General features: G+C 63.3%; 12 protein-coding genes. 4 read left to right on the forward strand and 8 right to left on the reverse strand.

What is annotated here, in order from left to right:
* Positions 1-34: 34 nt before the first annotated feature.
* Positions 35-2,182, reverse strand: coding sequence for a hybrid sensor histidine kinase/response regulator (locus L0U82_RS25620; protein WP_233835568.1), 2,148 nt, complete (start codon positions 2,180-2,182; stop codon positions 35-37).
* Positions 2,183-2,499: 317 nt separating this feature from the next.
* On the opposite strand from L0U82_RS25620, the gene L0U82_RS25625 reads away from it, so the two are divergent.
* On the forward strand, positions 2,500-4,140 hold the full coding sequence (locus L0U82_RS25625; RefSeq protein WP_233835570.1) for an FAD-dependent oxidoreductase: 1,641 nt from the start codon (positions 2,500-2,502) through the stop codon (positions 4,138-4,140).
* Positions 4,141-4,219: 79 nt separating this feature from the next.
* Complete coding sequence (locus tag L0U82_RS25630) at positions 4,220-4,405, forward strand: hypothetical protein (RefSeq protein ID WP_233835572.1); 186 nt, start codon at positions 4,220-4,222, stop codon at positions 4,403-4,405.
* A 279-nt stretch (positions 4,406-4,684) separates the two neighbouring features.
* Here L0U82_RS25630 and L0U82_RS25635 read toward each other — a convergent pair whose 3' ends face one another.
* Positions 4,685-6,760 carry an AI-2E family transporter gene (locus L0U82_RS25635; protein WP_233835574.1) on the reverse strand — a complete coding sequence of 692 codons (2,076 nt, stop codon included), beginning with the start codon at positions 6,758-6,760 and terminating at the stop codon, positions 4,685-4,687.
* A 76-nt stretch (positions 6,761-6,836) separates the two neighbouring features.
* On the reverse strand, positions 6,837-7,013 hold the full coding sequence (locus L0U82_RS25640; protein WP_233835576.1) for a DUF2934 domain-containing protein: 177 nt from the start codon (positions 7,011-7,013) through the stop codon (positions 6,837-6,839).
* Between the two features lie 386 nt (positions 7,014-7,399).
* Here L0U82_RS25640 and L0U82_RS25645 point away from each other — a divergent pair, with 386 nt between their 5' ends.
* The gene (locus L0U82_RS25645) at positions 7,400-8,146 is read left to right on the forward strand and encodes a hypothetical protein (protein WP_233835578.1); all 747 of its coding nucleotides are present in this window, start codon (positions 7,400-7,402) and stop codon (positions 8,144-8,146) included.
* A 120-nt stretch (positions 8,147-8,266) separates the two neighbouring features.
* Here L0U82_RS25645 and glgX read toward each other — a convergent pair whose 3' ends face one another.
* A complete protein-coding gene (gene glgX, locus L0U82_RS25650; RefSeq protein WP_233835580.1) occupies positions 8,267-10,480 on the reverse strand; it encodes a glycogen debranching protein GlgX in 2,214 nt (737 codons plus the stop codon).
* A gap of 295 nt (positions 10,481-10,775) precedes the next feature.
* Here glgX and L0U82_RS25655 point away from each other — a divergent pair, with 295 nt between their 5' ends.
* Positions 10,776-11,198 (forward strand): PRC-barrel domain-containing protein, encoded by a 423-nt coding sequence (locus L0U82_RS25655; RefSeq protein ID WP_233835582.1) that lies wholly within the window; start codon positions 10,776-10,778, stop codon positions 11,196-11,198.
* A 228-nt stretch (positions 11,199-11,426) separates the two neighbouring features.
* Here the strand turns inward: L0U82_RS25655 and L0U82_RS25660 are convergent, their stop codons facing one another.
* From L0U82_RS25660 to L0U82_RS25675, 4 genes are all read right to left on the reverse strand, one after another.
* Complete coding sequence (locus tag L0U82_RS25660) at positions 11,427-11,888, reverse strand: response regulator (RefSeq protein WP_233835584.1); 462 nt, start codon at positions 11,886-11,888, stop codon at positions 11,427-11,429.
* Entirely contained in the window at positions 11,863-12,003 is a 141-nt protein-coding gene (locus L0U82_RS25665) for a hypothetical protein (protein WP_233835586.1), read from the reverse strand. Before L0U82_RS25665 ends, L0U82_RS25660 begins: the two co-directional genes overlap by 26 nt.
* Before the next feature lie 329 nt (positions 12,004-12,332).
* On the reverse strand, positions 12,333-14,003 hold the full coding sequence (locus L0U82_RS25670; RefSeq protein ID WP_233835587.1) for an ATP-dependent DNA ligase: 1,671 nt from the start codon (positions 14,001-14,003) through the stop codon (positions 12,333-12,335).
* Between the two features lie 7 nt (positions 14,004-14,010).
* The gene (locus L0U82_RS25675) at positions 14,011-15,171 is read right to left on the reverse strand and encodes a ligase-associated DNA damage response exonuclease (RefSeq protein WP_233835588.1); all 1,161 of its coding nucleotides are present in this window, start codon (positions 15,169-15,171) and stop codon (positions 14,011-14,013) included.
* Positions 15,172-15,413: the final 242 nt, after the last annotated feature.

Here is a 15,413-nt window from a genome sequence, read left to right on the forward strand (position 1 = left end):
AGCGCCGCGCGTACAAAGAGTTTCACTGCGAGCTTCACGGCGCGCAAACAACCAGCGCGTGCAACTCATCGATATTGAAAGGCTTCGCGAGAATCGCAATGCCGAGGCGGCGCGCGCGTTCGAGTTCGTCGGCGTAGCCGGTCATCAACGCGATCTTCTGCGACGGCCACGCGCTGCGGACTTTTTCGGCGAGATCGATGCCATTGAGCTTGCCCGGCATCTGGATGTCCGACAGTACGAGTTCGAAGCGTGCGCCGCCGGTGAGCACATCGAGCGCCTGGTCGGCGGTCGGCTCGTGGCGCACTTCGCAGCCGAACGTTTCGAGCACCGCGGCAACGCCGGCCGCGACGTCCTCGTTGTCCTCGACGAGCAGCACCATGCCGGACGATACCGGCGTGGCCGGCAGCGCATCCGTCGCCGCCGCCTCCGCGCCGCGCGCGCGATAACGCGGCAGATAAAGCCGCACCGTCGTGCCGCTGCCGGGCACGCTGTCGATCTTCGCGGTGCCGCCGGCCTGCTCGCACATCGACAGCACCTGCGCGAGGCCGAGCCCGGTGCCCGAGCCGCGCAGCTTGGTCGTGAACAGCGGCTCGAACGCGCGCCGCGCGACCGCCTCGGTCATCCCTTCGCCATCGTCGGAGCAGGCGATCAACACGTATTCGCCGTCGGGCAACTCGGTGTCGCTGCCGACCAGCCGGTTGTTCTGGCAACGGATCACGAAGCGGCCGCCGTGCGGCATCGCATCGCGCGCGTTCATCGCGAGGTTCATGATCGCGAATTCGAGGTCGGTCGGATCGGCCAGCACTTGCCACAGGTTCTCGGCGACGTTCACCGACAGTTCGACGGTGTCGCCGAGCCCGCTGTCGATCAGCGGCGCGGCGGCGGGCAGCCAGCGCGCCAGATCGATCGGCTCCTGCTTCAGCGGCTGCTTGCGCGCGACGCTTAGCAGCCGCCGCGTCAGCGCTTCGGCGCTGGCCGTCGCGCGCTCGACCGCCTGCACTTCCTTCTGGAGGCCGTTGTAATGCTTGAGCCGTGCAAGCTCGACGTTCGCGGAGACCACCATCAGCAGGTTGTTGAAATCGTGCGCGACGTTCGCGACCAGATTGCCGAGCGCGCCCATGCGCTGCAATTGCCGGGTCGACGCTTCGGCCGACAGCCGCATCGCCACTTCGCCCTGCCAGCGCTCCCACGCACGGCGCTCGGCATCGAGCCGGCGCAGCGAATAGAACACCAGCAGCCAGATCGCCACGCACGGCACCGCGGTCAGCAGCACGATCGCCACGAAATGATTGCGCCACGCGGCCGCGATCGCCGATACCGTGTACGCGCTCATCACATAGAGCGGATAGTCGCCGACGCGGCGAAATGCGAGCAGCCGCTCCGCGCCGTCGATGACCGATCTCTGCCGCACGAAGCCGAACAGCTGCTTGTCGCGCAATGCCGCGGCGAACGCGCTGTGCGACGACGGCCGCTTGTTGCCCGGCCACGGCGGATAGCGCACCAGCATCTCGCCGTCCTGGCGAAACAGTGCAAGCGCAACGTCCGGGTCACCGCCGGTCAGCTCGCGATAGAAGCGCGAAAAGTATTCGGTGCGCAATGCGACCGTGACAACGCCGAGAAACTCGCCATTGGTACCCGACCGCCCGATCGCGGTTGTGAATACATTGTTTTTCGATAACGGGCCCATCATCGGCTGCGAGAAATAGGCATGCGGGCGCATTATTTTCGCGGCGCGGAAATCTTCCCGCTCCGCGATCGACATTGCCGGCGCCGGATACGCAAGCGTCGATACCAGCAGGTCGCCGTCCACACCGAGCAGCGCGATCGACGACACTTGCGGGAAATCGCCGTCGATCTCGCGCAGCCGCTGATACAGCTCCGCCTCGCGCGCTCGAATCTGCGCGTCATCCGAATCGCCGAGCAACTCGATGATGCGCGAGCCCATCTGCCGGTTCAGATCGAGTACCTTGACGGCCTGCTCGTCCGCCACGCGCGAGAGCCGCTCGATGGAGTCGTTCGCGTCGGTGATGCGGCGCTGATAGTCGAAATAGCCATAGCCCGTCAGGCACGCGAGCGGAAACAGAATCGACACCGCGAGCACGATCAGCAGCATGCGCCGCGTCGCCGCGAAATCGCGCGACGGCACCGGCAAATCGACTGCGATACGTTCCGCACGATGCACGGTCCGCACTCCATGAAATTGACGTTCGGTCCTGGAAGCCACTGCACGCACGCGCATCCGCGAGGGCGAATTCGCGCACGGCTGTTCGCGTGCTAATTCCCTTATTCCAGAAATTTACCCCAAGTTCGTGCGACTTCCCAACAGTGCTAATAGCACGGTCGATCGGGTCTGCATGATGCCCATGCTCAGGCACGTGGATTGCTCGTTAACCTGCGGCTTTAGCACGGCCTGCGAGCCTGCAATGCGCGCCCGCTTCTGTTACGGCTTCTTACCGGTCGAGCCCATCGACAGAGTCCATCCCTTCGCGAGGAATCATCATGTCCACGACTGCCCGCTGCGTCGCCCGGCTTTCGGAATTGCACGCGGACCACGCGGTTCGCGTGAAGGTGGACGACACATCGATCCTGCTGGTGCGCGACGGCGACACCGTCCACGCATATTCCGCCGATTGCCCGCATGCGGGCGGCCCGCTCGATGAAGGCGCGCTATGCCGTGGCCGCATCATCTGTCCGTGGCACAAGGGCACGTTCGACGCGGCGACCGGCAGCGTGCTCGAACCGCCGGCGCTGATGCCGCTCGATCGCTATCCGGTCACGCTCGACGGCGACGACGTGCTGGTCACGCCACAAAAGATGCCTCCACGCGAGCCCGACACACGCACGCAACCGGCGGATGCCGCGCCCCCGCGGCACTACGTGGTGATCGGCGCGGGCGCAGCCGGCGGCGCCGCCTGCGTCGCGTTGCGCGAAGCCGGCTTCGACGGCCGTATCACGCTGATCGGCGACGAAGCGCACGCGCCGTACGACCGCACCGTGCTCAGCAAATTCGTGCCGTCGTTCGAGATGCCGCCGGCCGACGTGCCACCGCTCGTCGAGCCCGACTGGATGCAGACGCATCGTATCGAGCGCATCGTCGCGAAGGTCGCGCGGCTCGACGTGCCCGCGCGGATGATCCATTTCGAAGCCGGCGCGCAAGGTCATGATCAAAGTATCGAAGCGCTGAAATACGACACCGCGCTGCTCGCCACCGGCAGCACGCCGAGAGTGCCCGACATCCCCGGCTGCGAACTCGGCGGCGTACACGTGCTGCGTCATCTCGACGACGCGGCCGCGTTCGTCGATGCGCTCGGCGAGGATGCTTCGCACACGCGCGTCGCGATTCTCGGCAGCAGCTTTATCGGTCTCGAAGTGGCATCGGCGCTGCGCAAGCACGGCGTAGCGGTCACCGTGATTTCGCCCGACAAGGTGCCGTTCGCGAAGCAGTTCGGTGAGCGCGTGGGTCAGATGTTCCGCGCGCTGCACGAAAGCAACGGTGTGAAGTTTCATCTCGACTCGAAGGTCGCCTCGCTCGAAGGCGAAGAAGGCAGCGTGCACGCGGTGATGCTGGAAAGCGGCGAGCACATCGCGGCCGACCTCGTGCTGTTGGGCACGGGAGTAACGCCCGCCACCGGTTTTATCGAAGGCCTGCCGTTGCAGAAGGACGGCGGTGTCGTCGTCAATGCGGGCATGCAGGCTGCGTGCGGTCTGTATGCGGCGGGCGATATCGCGGTGTTTTCGTTGCACGAGAATCAGGAGCCGGTGCGTATCGAACATTGGCGCGTCGCGCAGCAGCATGCGCGTATCGCCGCGCAAAACATGTGCGGCGCGCGCAATCGCTACACGGGCGTGCCGTTTTTCTGGACCTATCACTATGGCAAGAACTTTGAATATCTCGGCCATGCGAGCGAGTGGGACGAAATCGTCGTCGACGGCAATCTCGACGAGCAACAGTTCATCGCGCTCTATGTGCGCGACGGCAACGTCGACGCGGTGCTTGCCTGCGAGCGCGACGCATTGACCGCGCATCTGATCGACGCGATGCGCGACGGGCTGTCGCGCGCCGACGCGTTGCGGATCATCGGCAGCGCGGCGCGGACAGCGCCCGAGCCGGCCACGCCGGGGGCCTCGCCGGGGGCCTGATACGCGCGTCGAATCCCGCGCCGTGTGTGCAGTTTCGCCCGGCGCGTTGCTTCATGGATCAACCTGGAGGATCGCCATCATGACGACACACAAGGAAAAGCATCCGCACTCTGACAAGAGCGAAAAGCAGATCGACACGCAGGTCGAAGACAGCTTTCCGGCGAGCGATCCGCCGTCCACCGGCGGCACCACGAAGATCGTCCCCGATAAGGACAACGCGAAGAGCGGGCATAAGAGCGGCCACGACAAACCGGCGCAGCGCTAGCCGCGCCGCTTGAGTTTCGAATCACATAACGCCCTCGCCCACGGATATTCGCCGCGATGTCCGTGGGCGGCTTTTCCCTCTGCGTGCATCCGCACGCAAGCGGTACGAAAGAAACGAATCGCCATGTCAGACGAGTCCTGCTTCGTCAGCGACGAGCAGGAAGTCCGTGAATGCGATGCGACGCAAGGCGACGTCCGCTAGTGGAGCGATCAGATGCGGCTATGCCGGCGGCGCGCCACCCGCACGTACATGACCAGAATGAACCTGAGCCGCCCCACTTCACCCCCCTTCCAACGCCGGCTCGCCGAGTTCGGTCCGCGCCGCATCGATGCGCCGGCACGCGGCCAGCATTTCCTGCAACGACGTCGCGTAGCACTCGGCTTCCATCGTGCCTTGCAGATCCGAACTCCATTGCCGCGCATCGTCGGGCGTCCATAACCCGACGACCACCGACGCGTTCGGCAGCCGCGCGCGAATCCGTCTGATCAGATAGCGCAGATGCGACGGAATGCCGTCGATCTGCAGATAGAGAATGCAGACGATGCCGATGTCGTCCGCGTCGAGACGGTCGATCGCCGCCCGCGACACCGACTCGTGCGGCAGCGAACGCGCGGCAAAGCCGTGCTTGCCGAGCAGTTGCAACAGGATCATCGTGCCGAGCGCATCGAGCGGCCCGCGCCCAGGGATGCACAGCGCCCGGCTCGTCGGCGCATGCCATACGGTCACCGGCGCCACCGTTTCATGCAGCGGTATGGCCGGTTGCGGCCCGGCATCGTGGATCTCATCGAACCCTCTGGATTCGCCGGCCGTGGCCAGCGTATTCACACTCGCAGCCACTTCTCGCGGCGTCGCGTGCGCGGCCTCGTTTTCGTCGGGCGGCGTCATCGGTCCCACCGCGGCCCAGTTTTCCTGTTGCGCGAGCGGCTCGGGCTCACGATCCTCGTAAGCTTCGAGGCCGTCGACGAGATCATTGGTCGTCGACTCGATGCGCGCCAGTTGCATGCTCGTGACGCTGCCGCGCGTGACATCCGCGGCGGCAAGCTGCAAGCCCTTGATCGCGACTTCGTCGTAGTAGGCCGATAGCGAGCGTTCCTGCAGCCATAGCTCGGCCTGTTCGAGCGCTTCGTCGGGATCGCCGGCCAGCGCGCGCTGATAAAAGTTCTGGATGGGCGTCAGCGCGGGCTGGTCGCCGAGCATCACATCGAGAAATTCGAGCCGCCGCACGTTGCGGCCGAGCACCAGCAAACACAGCGTCAGCGGCGTGGACAGGATCAACCCGATCGGCCCCCAGATCCAGCTCCAGAAGATCGCCGCCACCACCACCGAAAACGGCGACAAGCCGGTACTGCGACCGTACAACAGCGGCTCGACGACCTGCCCGACCAGCAGCTCGACGATCGCGAACAGCGCGAGCGTCCACAGCGCCATCGGCCAGCCAGGACTGACGGCGGCCGCGAACACGGCCGGCAGCGCCGCGGCGATCCAGATGCCGACATACGGCACGAGCCGCAGCAGCGCAGCGAGAATGCCCCACAGGATCGGATTGGGCACGCCGATCAGGAACAGCCCGGCGCCGATCACGACGCCCATGCCGGTATTCAGGCCGAGCTGCGACACGAAATAGCGGCTCAGGCGCCGCGCAGTTTCGTCCATCACGGTGGTCGTGCGGTGCAGATCACGCGAGCCGAACAGCCGGATCGCGCGGTCGCGCAGATCGTCGCGTTGCAGCAGGATCACGATCGTCACGACGAACACGATGAACGCGGTGGCGAGTGGGCTGATTGCCGGCGACAGCACGCGCCTCGCGAGTTCGATCGGCGTCGGCACCGGTTCGCGCACCTCGACCGGCACCGCCGCCGATGCGTGCGCGCTCGGCGACGCGGCGCCGCTACTCGGCGCCTCCGGCTGCGGCGGTTCGACCGTCGCGCGCTGCAGCGCCTGCCCCGCCGCGGTCGCAATGCGGTTCAGCCTGCCGATCGTCAGGCTGTGCACCGTCTCGAGCTTGTGTTCGATCGTCACCTGATAGCGCGGCATGCCGGCCGCGAGATCGGTCAGTTGCGTGCCGATCAGCGCGCCGAGCAGCGCGATTACCGACACCGAGATCAGCACCGCCGCGAACACCGACGCAACGTGACCGAGCCGCAGCCGCGCCAACGCATCGACGAGCGGCGCAACGAGAAAGCTGAGCAGAATCGCGAGCGTGATCGGAATCAGCACGGCGCTCGCGAAGTACAGGCAGGCGACCGCCGTCACGCCCACGATGAGCGTGACGAGCCCTTCGACACCGAATGCGCCAACCGCTGCCGGAATGCGCGCGGCAGGGCTCGCGCCGCGCGGCTCGGGTGTGTCTTTCATGTCATAGGTCGAGCCTCGGGCCGACGCGGTGCGCGCCGGCTCGACGTTCGATTTCGCTCCGAGGAGGGAGAAGCGGTTATTTCATGGTGTCCCCGGACACCGGCCCGCTTTCGACCGGTGGGGCTTCCTTTTCGATCTCGTCACGCGCCTGCTCCCAGTACTGCTCAGGCGTGCCTTTTGGTTCCGGCGCCTGTTGCCACAGGTAGTAGGCACGCGTGCGGATCTGTTCGTCGACGCTGGATTCCTGTTCCATTTGATCGCCCCCAATTCGAATCGTGAAGGCCGCTGAAGGCCTGATCAGGCTGCATCCGTGCGCGCGTGGCCGGGCCGCAAACGCAAGGCCAGAACGTGCATCGTCGTTCAGTGTCGAGCAAGCGTCATACCCGGGTGGCAGCGCTTCCGATCGATGCCGTGCAAGCGAATAAAGCCGCTCCAGCCAATGCGCGGCATTCAATCGGCATATTAATAATCGTTAAAGAATGTATAAAGAAATGCCGTTATTAAGCAGATCGCTTTAATTTCGGTATGCGGGTGGCAACGTGGTCACCATTCATAAATCCGCCGCCAGGATAATGAATCGTTTTCCGGTCAATTCTGTGCCAATTGCATCAACTCCAGAACCAGAAAGGGGCGAGGTCCATGATTACCCAAAACGCGCTGAATACCATACAGGTTTATAACGATCTATTGCACAATCCTTTAACCGTGCTTAGTCAGTACCACCTGACAGTCAACATACTTCCCGCTGTCAACGGAGCAACGACACGGAATGTCTGGATAGCGGCCTACGGGACCGATATCGGGATCGACCAGTCCGCGGGGATGGCTGCCGCAATACCTGCCGGGCCGCCAGATTGCGCGGTACAGAGGTCGATGATCGTGTCGCCGATGAGAGGTCACCAGTTGCCCGTCGGCGCCGGTATCGGCGGTCGGCATCGTGCCGCCGAGATATTCAACGCGGGGGCGGCGGCCGGAGCGAATCTGTGGGTGACTGAACTTCAAAGTGGATGCACGGTACTCGTGCTCGATTGGGGGGCAAGCCGCTATTCGCTCGTCCATCTGCAACCCAGCACCGATGCGCAATTCAATCCGCTCGGACAGGCCATCGTGCAGTCGAGCTACACCGGCCTCAACGCCTACAAGAACCTGTGGCTCAAACAGGAAATGACCACCGTGGTCAACAATACGGGACTCGGCTCTCCGCAGCGTTACATCATGATTCAGTCGATGTTCGAAACATACCGTGGCGCCGTTACACAGGTGATCGGGATTCGCCAGGGAACCGCATTTCGTTTTTATCGGCAGCGCCAGAATGGCAACGCATTGAGGGCGGAAGAACTTGATTGGAGCACGTGGTATTCGTATGTGCCGTATATGTCCTATTAGCTAGCGGCTCTATTGGCGCGCATTGGATACGCGGGTAAAAAGCAGAAGACTTTTACCCGCGATTTATCGCCGTCGCCGTGATTGCCGCAGTCATGGAGCCTGCCCGCCCCGCTCCGTTCATCATCCGGCCCCGACTTCGCCTTCATCGGACGTCAGCTGTTCTTCGAGGCGGTCGAACACGCGCTGCGTCGCGCGGCTCGGCGCTTCGAGCGCGAACAGCAGCAGCGAGCGGCCAGTCACCTGATACGCGTCGCCCGCGCTGAACTGCGGCAACTCCGCGCGCACCGGCATATTGGTGTCGACGAGGCAGGTCCAGCGCTCGGCCTCCGGAATATCGGGCAGCGTGAAATTGACCATGTCGTGATGCGCGTTTAGTACCAGCAGCAACGTTGCATCGGACGCGAGCCGGCGAATGCCGCTCGCCTGCGCGCGGCCGTCGATCACGAGGCCGAAGCAGCGCATCAACGAGTCGTCCCACTGCTCACCGGAAATGTCGGTGCCGTCCGGCGAGATCCAGCGCGTGTCGGTTACGTCGAGCGCTTCGTTGTATTCGCCGGTCAGAAAGCGGCCGCGCCGCAGCACCGGCAAACGATGCCGCAGCGTGGTCAGATTGCGCACGAACTCGGTCAGCGCACGGCCGTCGTCGTCGATCGCCTGCCAGTCGACCCAGCTGATCTCATTGTCCTGACAGTACGCATTGTTGTTGCCCTGCTGCGTGCGGCCGAATTCGTCGCCGGCCAGCAGCATCGGCGTGCCTTGCGCGAGCAGCAAGGTCGCCAGCAGATTGCGCTTCTGGCGCTCGCGCTGTTGATGGATTTGTGGATCATCGGTCGGTCCTTCGACGCCCATGTTCCATGACTTGTTGTCCGAGTGGCCGTCGCGGTTGTCCTCGCCGTTCGCGTCGTTATGCTTGTCGTTGTACGACACCAGATCGTTCAGCGTGAAGCCGTCGTGCGCGGCGATGAAGTTCACACTCGCCCACGGCCGCCGGCCACGATGATTGAAGCGGTCGCCCGACGCGGTGAGGCGCGTCGCGAGATCGGCGGCCTTGCCCTCGTCGCCCTTCCAGAATTCGCGCACCGTGTCGCGAAAGCGGTCGTTCCACTCGGCCCAGCCCGGCGGAAAACCGCCCACCTGGTAGCCGCCGGGACCGCAATCCCACGGCTCGGCAATCAGCCGCACGCTGGAGAGCACCGGGTCCTGGCGGCAACTGTCGAGAAAGCCGCCGCCTTCGTCGAAGCCGTGATCCTCGCGGCCCAGGATCGTCGCGAGATCGAAGCGAAAGCCGTCCACCTTCATCTCGGTGACCCAGTAGCGCAAGCTGTCGGTCACCATCTGCAGTACGCGCGGATGCGACAGGTTCAGCGTATTGCCGGTGCCGGTGTCGTTGATGTAGTAGCGCGCGTCGTCGGGCATCAGCCGGTAGTACGACGCGTTGTCGATGCCCTTGAACGAGATCGTCGGGCCGCGTTCGTTGCCTTCGGCCGTGTGGTTGTACACGACGTCGAGAATCACTTCGAGATCCGCCAGATGAAAGCGATCGACCATCTCCTTGAATTCGCCGACCGAATCGTTCGACGACGCGAAATATCGCGGATCGGCCGCAAAAAAACCGATCGTGTTGTAGCCCCAGTAGTTCGTCAGGCCCTTGTCGAGCAGATAGCTGTCGTTGACGAAAGTCTGGATCGGCAGCAGTTCGACCGAGGTCACGCCAAGGCTGCGGATATAGTCGACCACCGGCTTCTGGCCGAGCCCCGCGAAGGTGCCGCGCAACCGTGCGGGCACATCAGGATGACACTTCGTAAAACCGCGCACATGGGTCTCGTAGAAAATCACGCGTTCCCACGGCAGCGCATTGCGCTCGGGATGGGTCCACGAAAAGTTTGCGTCGACCACCTTGCATTTCGGCACGAACGCCGCGCTGTCGCGTTCGTCGAACGACAGATCACCCTCTTCCGAATCGAGCGTATAGCCGAAAATTTCCGGCGCCCATTTCAGTTCGCCGATATGGGCTTTCGCGTACGGGTCCAGCAGCAGCTTGTTCGGATTGAAACGATGACCGTTGCCGGGCTCGTATGGACCATGCACACGGTATCCATAGACCGCGCCCGGTTTCAGGTTCGGCACGAACACATGCCATACCTCGTCGGTGTATTCGGGCAATTCGATTCGCTCGATTTCGTGCTCGCCGGTTTCGTCGAACAGACACAGTTCGACCTTGGTCGCATGCGCGGAGAACAGTGCGAAATTGACGCCGTTGCCGTTCCATGTCGCGCCAAGCGGAAACGGCGTGCCTTCCGAAATACGCGTCGAATAATGGGTCTGCGATGACATAGCGGTTCCTGTAGGCGCAACAGAGGTTGGCATGCGTATTCCAGCGTTTTCCAGTGTATGCAGCGAATGCCGGCGATGCGGACTTTCCGCCGCGCGGCGCTCGCAAGCCCGCTGAATTAGCAAATTACGGACCCGGGTTTTCGAACATCGCTGCAAAGGCACCGGCGCGTGCCGCGTTACTTCAGATGAAAAACACGCGGCATGGCTTTTGCAGCCGTACATAGAGCCGCAGTCCGCGCGCGGACGCCGCAACCATCACGGACATAACAGGCACATCTATCAGGGAGAAAACATCATGCACAATATGCAGATCAAACCGCTCGCGGCGGGCGCATCGCTTCTGGCCGCCATTACCTTGACGTCGGCATTAGCGGTATCGGGCGGCGCGTACGCGCAAGGCGCACCGCAAGCGGTTACGGAAAAGCGTACGGACGTGGTGCAACTGGCGAGCGGCTATCGCGCATCGAAGTTGACGGGCGTCAGCGTGTACAACCGCAACAAGGACAGCATCGGCACGCTCGACGACCTGATCGTGTCGCCCGGTGCGGAGCGCACCACGTATGCGATTCTGTCGGTTGGCGGCTTCCTCGGCATGGGCAAGCATCTGGTCGCGGTGCCGTTCAACGATCTGCAAATTGAGAACCGTCGCGTCGTGTTGCCCGATGCGACGAAGCAGTCGCTCGAGACGCTGCCGGAATTCAAGTACGCGCCGGATTGATTCGAGCGAGATTGAATCGATAAGGCGCGCTGGCATCGTCTTTCAAGACGACGCCTTTGACGCTGAGCGGATCGACGATGTCGTCGCGTCGGGCTCGTCGACGAACGGCACGTCGATCGTATGGATGTCGGCATCCACCGGCGTGGGGTATTCGGCGAGATTGTGATTTGTCTAGTGTGCCAGGAGCATGATCGAACTATCCGTGCGAATGGCGCTCACCGCACCGCTTCAGGACGGCCCCACCGCATGCAATGCCGCGGCCGATTCCAGCACGCGCAACAACCGCTCCGGTGTCAACGGCTTCGCGCAGTGCGCGTCAAAACCGGCATCTCTGGCAAGCGCACGGTCCTCACTCGACGCAAACGCAGTACACGCAACCAGCAACATATGGGAAGTCAGTGGATGCGCGCGTAGACGGCGCGCCAGTTCGAGTCCGTCCAGGCCCGGCATCTTGATATCGAGCACCACCGCGAACGGCTGCCATTCGCGCGCCATGTCGCACACGGCAAATGGATCGTCGAGCGCGCGACAGTCGAAGCCATCGGCAATCAGTAGCATTTGCAGCGCTTCGGCCGCTTCGTGGTAATCGTCGACCACCAGCACGCGACGATGCGCGGCCATCGCGTAACGGATCGGCCGCCACACGAGCACGTCGTCGTTGCTGTCAACGTTGTCGTTGAACATCGTCATTTTTCTCGCCTTTTTCCATTTCGCCCTGAAGGGCATCCCGCGCCACGCGCGCAAGATCTGCTCCTATTACGCTTTTTTTAGCGCTTTTTTTTAAAACGTGCTTCATCTGCATCATTTGTTTTGCAATGGGAACGGCACCGCCGGCGCGCGAACGCCGACGTCTCGACTCATATCAACATTCAGCTGGCCCAGTTGCGGCAACGCTTCAATAACAGCGCCCGCGATAGTCGCGTGCGCGGCGTCGCTCCAATACACTGCGGTCGTGCAGCCCGTCCCGCTTAGTGGACGTTGCACGATGTGAGTTTTTAAACGGCGCGGGGGATTTCGAAATGCATGCCGCTTGCGCTTTGATTGGCGCGTCTCGTATGCGCGGTCATAACGACAGGATAAGCGACGATGCCGATAAAGAAACGTCCCGCGTGTTAGGGGTTTGTGCTCTGCGGGTTATCCCGCACGGTTGTCGATAAAGCCTTTGAGCATCGCCAGCGTGTCGGCATCGTCGATATGTTTGTCGGTACGCCAGCGCAGCATGCGTGGAAAACGTACCGCTACGCCGGACTTGTGGCGTGAGCTGCCCTGGATGCCTTCGAAGCCGATTTCGAATACGAGCGTCGGGTTCACGCTGCGCACCGGGCCGAACTTGTCGACGGTGGTCTTGCGCACGATAGCGTCGACCTCGCGCATCTCTTCATCGGTTAGTCCTGAATAAGCCTTCGCAAACGGCACGAGCGTACGCACGCCATCGGCTTCGTCCCACACTGCGAACGTGAAGTCCGTATAAAGACTCGCGCGGCGGCCATGACCGCGCTGCGCGTAAACGAGTACGGCATCGACCGCATAAGGTTCGATCTTCCATTTCCACCACGTGCCCGATGCTTTCGTACGGCCGACGCCATACATCGACGCACGCTCCTTCAGCATCAGCCCTTCGACGCCACGCGCGCGGCTTTCATCGCGTAAGGCGGCAAGCGCCGGCCAGTCCGCGCCGCTGACGAGCGGCGACACGCGCAATAGCCCACGTGCGAGCGTATCGTCGACCGACATCGCCAATGCATCGAGCCGCGCGCGCCGCTCGGCGAGCGGTGTCATGCGCAAATCCTGGCCGTGATATTCGAGCAGGTCGTAAGCAAGCAGCGCGGCCGGCGAATCCGCGAGAATCTTGCGCGTGAGTGTCTTGCGCGCGATGCGCGGTTGCAGCCGCGCGAACGGCAATGGCGCCGCCGCGCCAGGCTCCCACGCGAGAATTTCGCCATCGATCACCGAGCCGTCCGGCAATGCGTCGCCTAATGCCGCGACCTCGGGAAAGCGATCGGTAATCAGATCCTCGCCACGCGACCACAGCCACACGCGGCCGCTGCGTTTGACGAGTTGCGCGCGAATGCCATCCCACTTCCATTCGATCAACCATTGCGATGGTTCGCCGAGCGTCGCCGGATCGGCCTGCAATGGATGCGCGAGAAAGAACGGGTACGGCAGGCCCAGATCGCTGTCGTGCGGCTCGCCGGGCTTCGTGTCGTCGTCGCTGTGAGGTGCGATCAGACGCAGATAACGCGCCGCGTCGGGCTTCTGTTGCGAATCGGTCCAGCCGACCATCCGTTGCGCGATCCGCTTATGGTCCACGCCGGCCACCTGCGCGAGTGCCCTGACCACCAGCTGTCGCGCGACGCCGACGCGAAAGCCGCCGCCAATCAGCTTGGCCAGCAGAAAACGTCCGCTCCAGTCGAGGTCGTCCCAGTAATCGATGAGACGTGTGCGCAACTCGTCGGGCGGCAGGCCACGCAAGGTCAGTATGCGTTGCTCGATCCATTGGGTCAGACCAAGTTCGGAACTGCGTTGCGGCGGCGGCAGGATATGCGCGATCGTCTCCGCGAGATCGCCGACTGCGTGATACGACTCGTCGAACAACCATTCGGGCAGACCCGCGCGCTCGCGTGCGATCTCGGTTAGCACACGTGTCGGCACCAGTTGACGCGGCTTGCCGCCCGCGAGGAAATACGAGGCCCACGCCGCGTCTTCGGGCTCGGCCGCCGCGAAATAACTGGTGAGTGCCGCGAGCTTGTCGTGCGTCGAGGTCGTCGCATCGAGCGCGGTATAGAGGGCCGCGAAGCGTTTCATCGCGCGCTCACGATGGGTCCGGCGCGCGCGGCTCGTCCGGCTGCGCGGATAGTTCAGCGGGTTGTTCCGCCGAGGGTTGCACCGATGCGTCGCCAGCGTTGCCTTCCAGGCTCGCGGCATCCGCTTCGACCGTATCGTCGCCGTATTGCGTGGCGAACTCGCCCGCCTGCAAACCCTGCTCGTTCAGCCAGCGCACCATCGGTTCGACCGATCCATGCGTGACGATCACGCGCGTCGCGCCGCTCTCGCGCACAGCGGTTTGCAAGCTGGGCCAATCCGCGTGATCAGACAGTACGAAGCCGCGATCGACGCCACGCCTGCGGCGCGCGCCGCGCAAACGCATCCAGCCCGACGCGAACGCATCGCTATAGTCGCCGAAGCGCTTGAGCCATGCGCTGCTCTGCGCGGACGGCGGTGCGATCACCAGCGCCTGTTTGAATACCGATTTGTCTTTCGCGGGGATGTCGCCAACCAGGCCGACCGGCGGCAAGCGCACACCCGCGTCGCGATACGCGCGATTCAGCGGTTCGACCGCGCCATGACAGAACAGCGGCCCGATCGCCGCATCGATGCTCGCAAGCACGCGCTGCGCCTTGCCGAACGAATAGCAGAACAGCACCGACGCGCGCCCTTCCGACGCGTTATGGCGCCACCATGAATCGATCGAATCGAACACCGTTTGCGGCGGATCCCAGCGGTAGATCGGCAGCCCGAACGTCGATTCGGTGATGAAGGTATCGCAGCGCACCGGTTCGAATGCCGCGCAGGTCGGATCGGCATCGAGCTTGTAGTCGCCCGACGCGACCCACACGCGCCCCGCATGCTCGATACGCACCTGCGCCGAACCGAGCACATGTCCGGCCGGATGCAAGGACACGCGCACGTCGCCGATCGTCAGCGGCTCGCCATATTCGAGCGTCTGCAACGTGATGCCGGGCAAGCGCGAGTACAGCACGTTCGCGCCCGCGCGCGTCGCCAGATAGTGCCGGTGGCCAAAGCGCGCATGATCGGAATGCGCATGCGTGATCACCGCGCGCTCGACCGGCTGCCACGGGTCGATATAGAAATCGCCCGGCGGGCAATACAGTCCCTCCGGCCGCGCGACGACCAGATCGGCGGCCTGCGTTGCGATATTCACCTGAGTCACCTGAGCTTGCGGCTGATCCATCCGCCCTTTCCTTGCACGATTTGGGACGCGCGATTCAACGTGCGATTTGCAACGTGATTCGTGAAGTGCTTTGCAACGCCGCTAACCAATGCCGCCAACAACACCGCTTGCAATCCCTTCAAACGCGAAAGCTTCCAATGCGCGGCCAAGCAAACTGCATTCCCGGCGCGCGCAGACCAATAGACACAGCCCGCCGAGCGCTCGTACCTGCTATGGCCGCGTTCCTGCTTACGGTATATAAA

It is taken from the genome of Paraburkholderia sp. ZP32-5 (assembly GCF_021390495.1).
Taxonomy (GTDB): Bacteria; Pseudomonadota; Gammaproteobacteria; order Burkholderiales; family Burkholderiaceae; genus Paraburkholderia.

What these genes read in the sequence shown, in the direction of transcription:
- L0U82_RS25625 (WP_233835570.1), top strand. Translation starts at nt 2,500, where the DNA reads ATGTCCACGACTGCCCGCTGCGTCGCCCGGCTTTCGGAATTGCACGCG.
- L0U82_RS25630 (WP_233835572.1), top strand. Translation starts at nt 4,220, where the DNA reads ATGACGACACACAAGGAAAAGCATCCGCACTCTGACAAGAGCGAAAAG.
- L0U82_RS25635 (WP_233835574.1), bottom strand. Translation starts at nt 6,760, where the DNA reads ATGAAAGACACACCCGAGCCGCGCGGCGCGAGCCCTGCCGCGCGCATT.
- L0U82_RS25640 (WP_233835576.1), bottom strand. Translation starts at nt 7,013, where the DNA reads ATGGAACAGGAATCCAGCGTCGACGAACAGATCCGCACGCGTGCCTAC.
- L0U82_RS25645 (WP_233835578.1), top strand. Translation starts at nt 7,400, where the DNA reads ATGATTACCCAAAACGCGCTGAATACCATACAGGTTTATAACGATCTA.
- glgX (WP_233835580.1), bottom strand. Translation starts at nt 10,480, where the DNA reads ATGTCATCGCAGACCCATTATTCGACGCGTATTTCGGAAGGCACGCCG.
- L0U82_RS25655 (WP_233835582.1), top strand. Translation starts at nt 10,776, where the DNA reads ATGCACAATATGCAGATCAAACCGCTCGCGGCGGGCGCATCGCTTCTG.
- L0U82_RS25660 (WP_233835584.1), bottom strand. Translation starts at nt 11,888, where the DNA reads ATGACGATGTTCAACGACAACGTTGACAGCAACGACGACGTGCTCGTG.
- L0U82_RS25665 (WP_233835586.1), bottom strand. Translation starts at nt 12,003, where the DNA reads ATGATGCAGATGAAGCACGTTTTAAAAAAAAGCGCTAAAAAAAGCGTA.
- L0U82_RS25670 (WP_233835587.1), bottom strand. Translation starts at nt 14,003, where the DNA reads ATGAAACGCTTCGCGGCCCTCTATACCGCGCTCGATGCGACGACCTCG.
- L0U82_RS25675 (WP_233835588.1), bottom strand. Translation starts at nt 15,171, where the DNA reads ATGGATCAGCCGCAAGCTCAGGTGACTCAGGTGAATATCGCAACGCAG.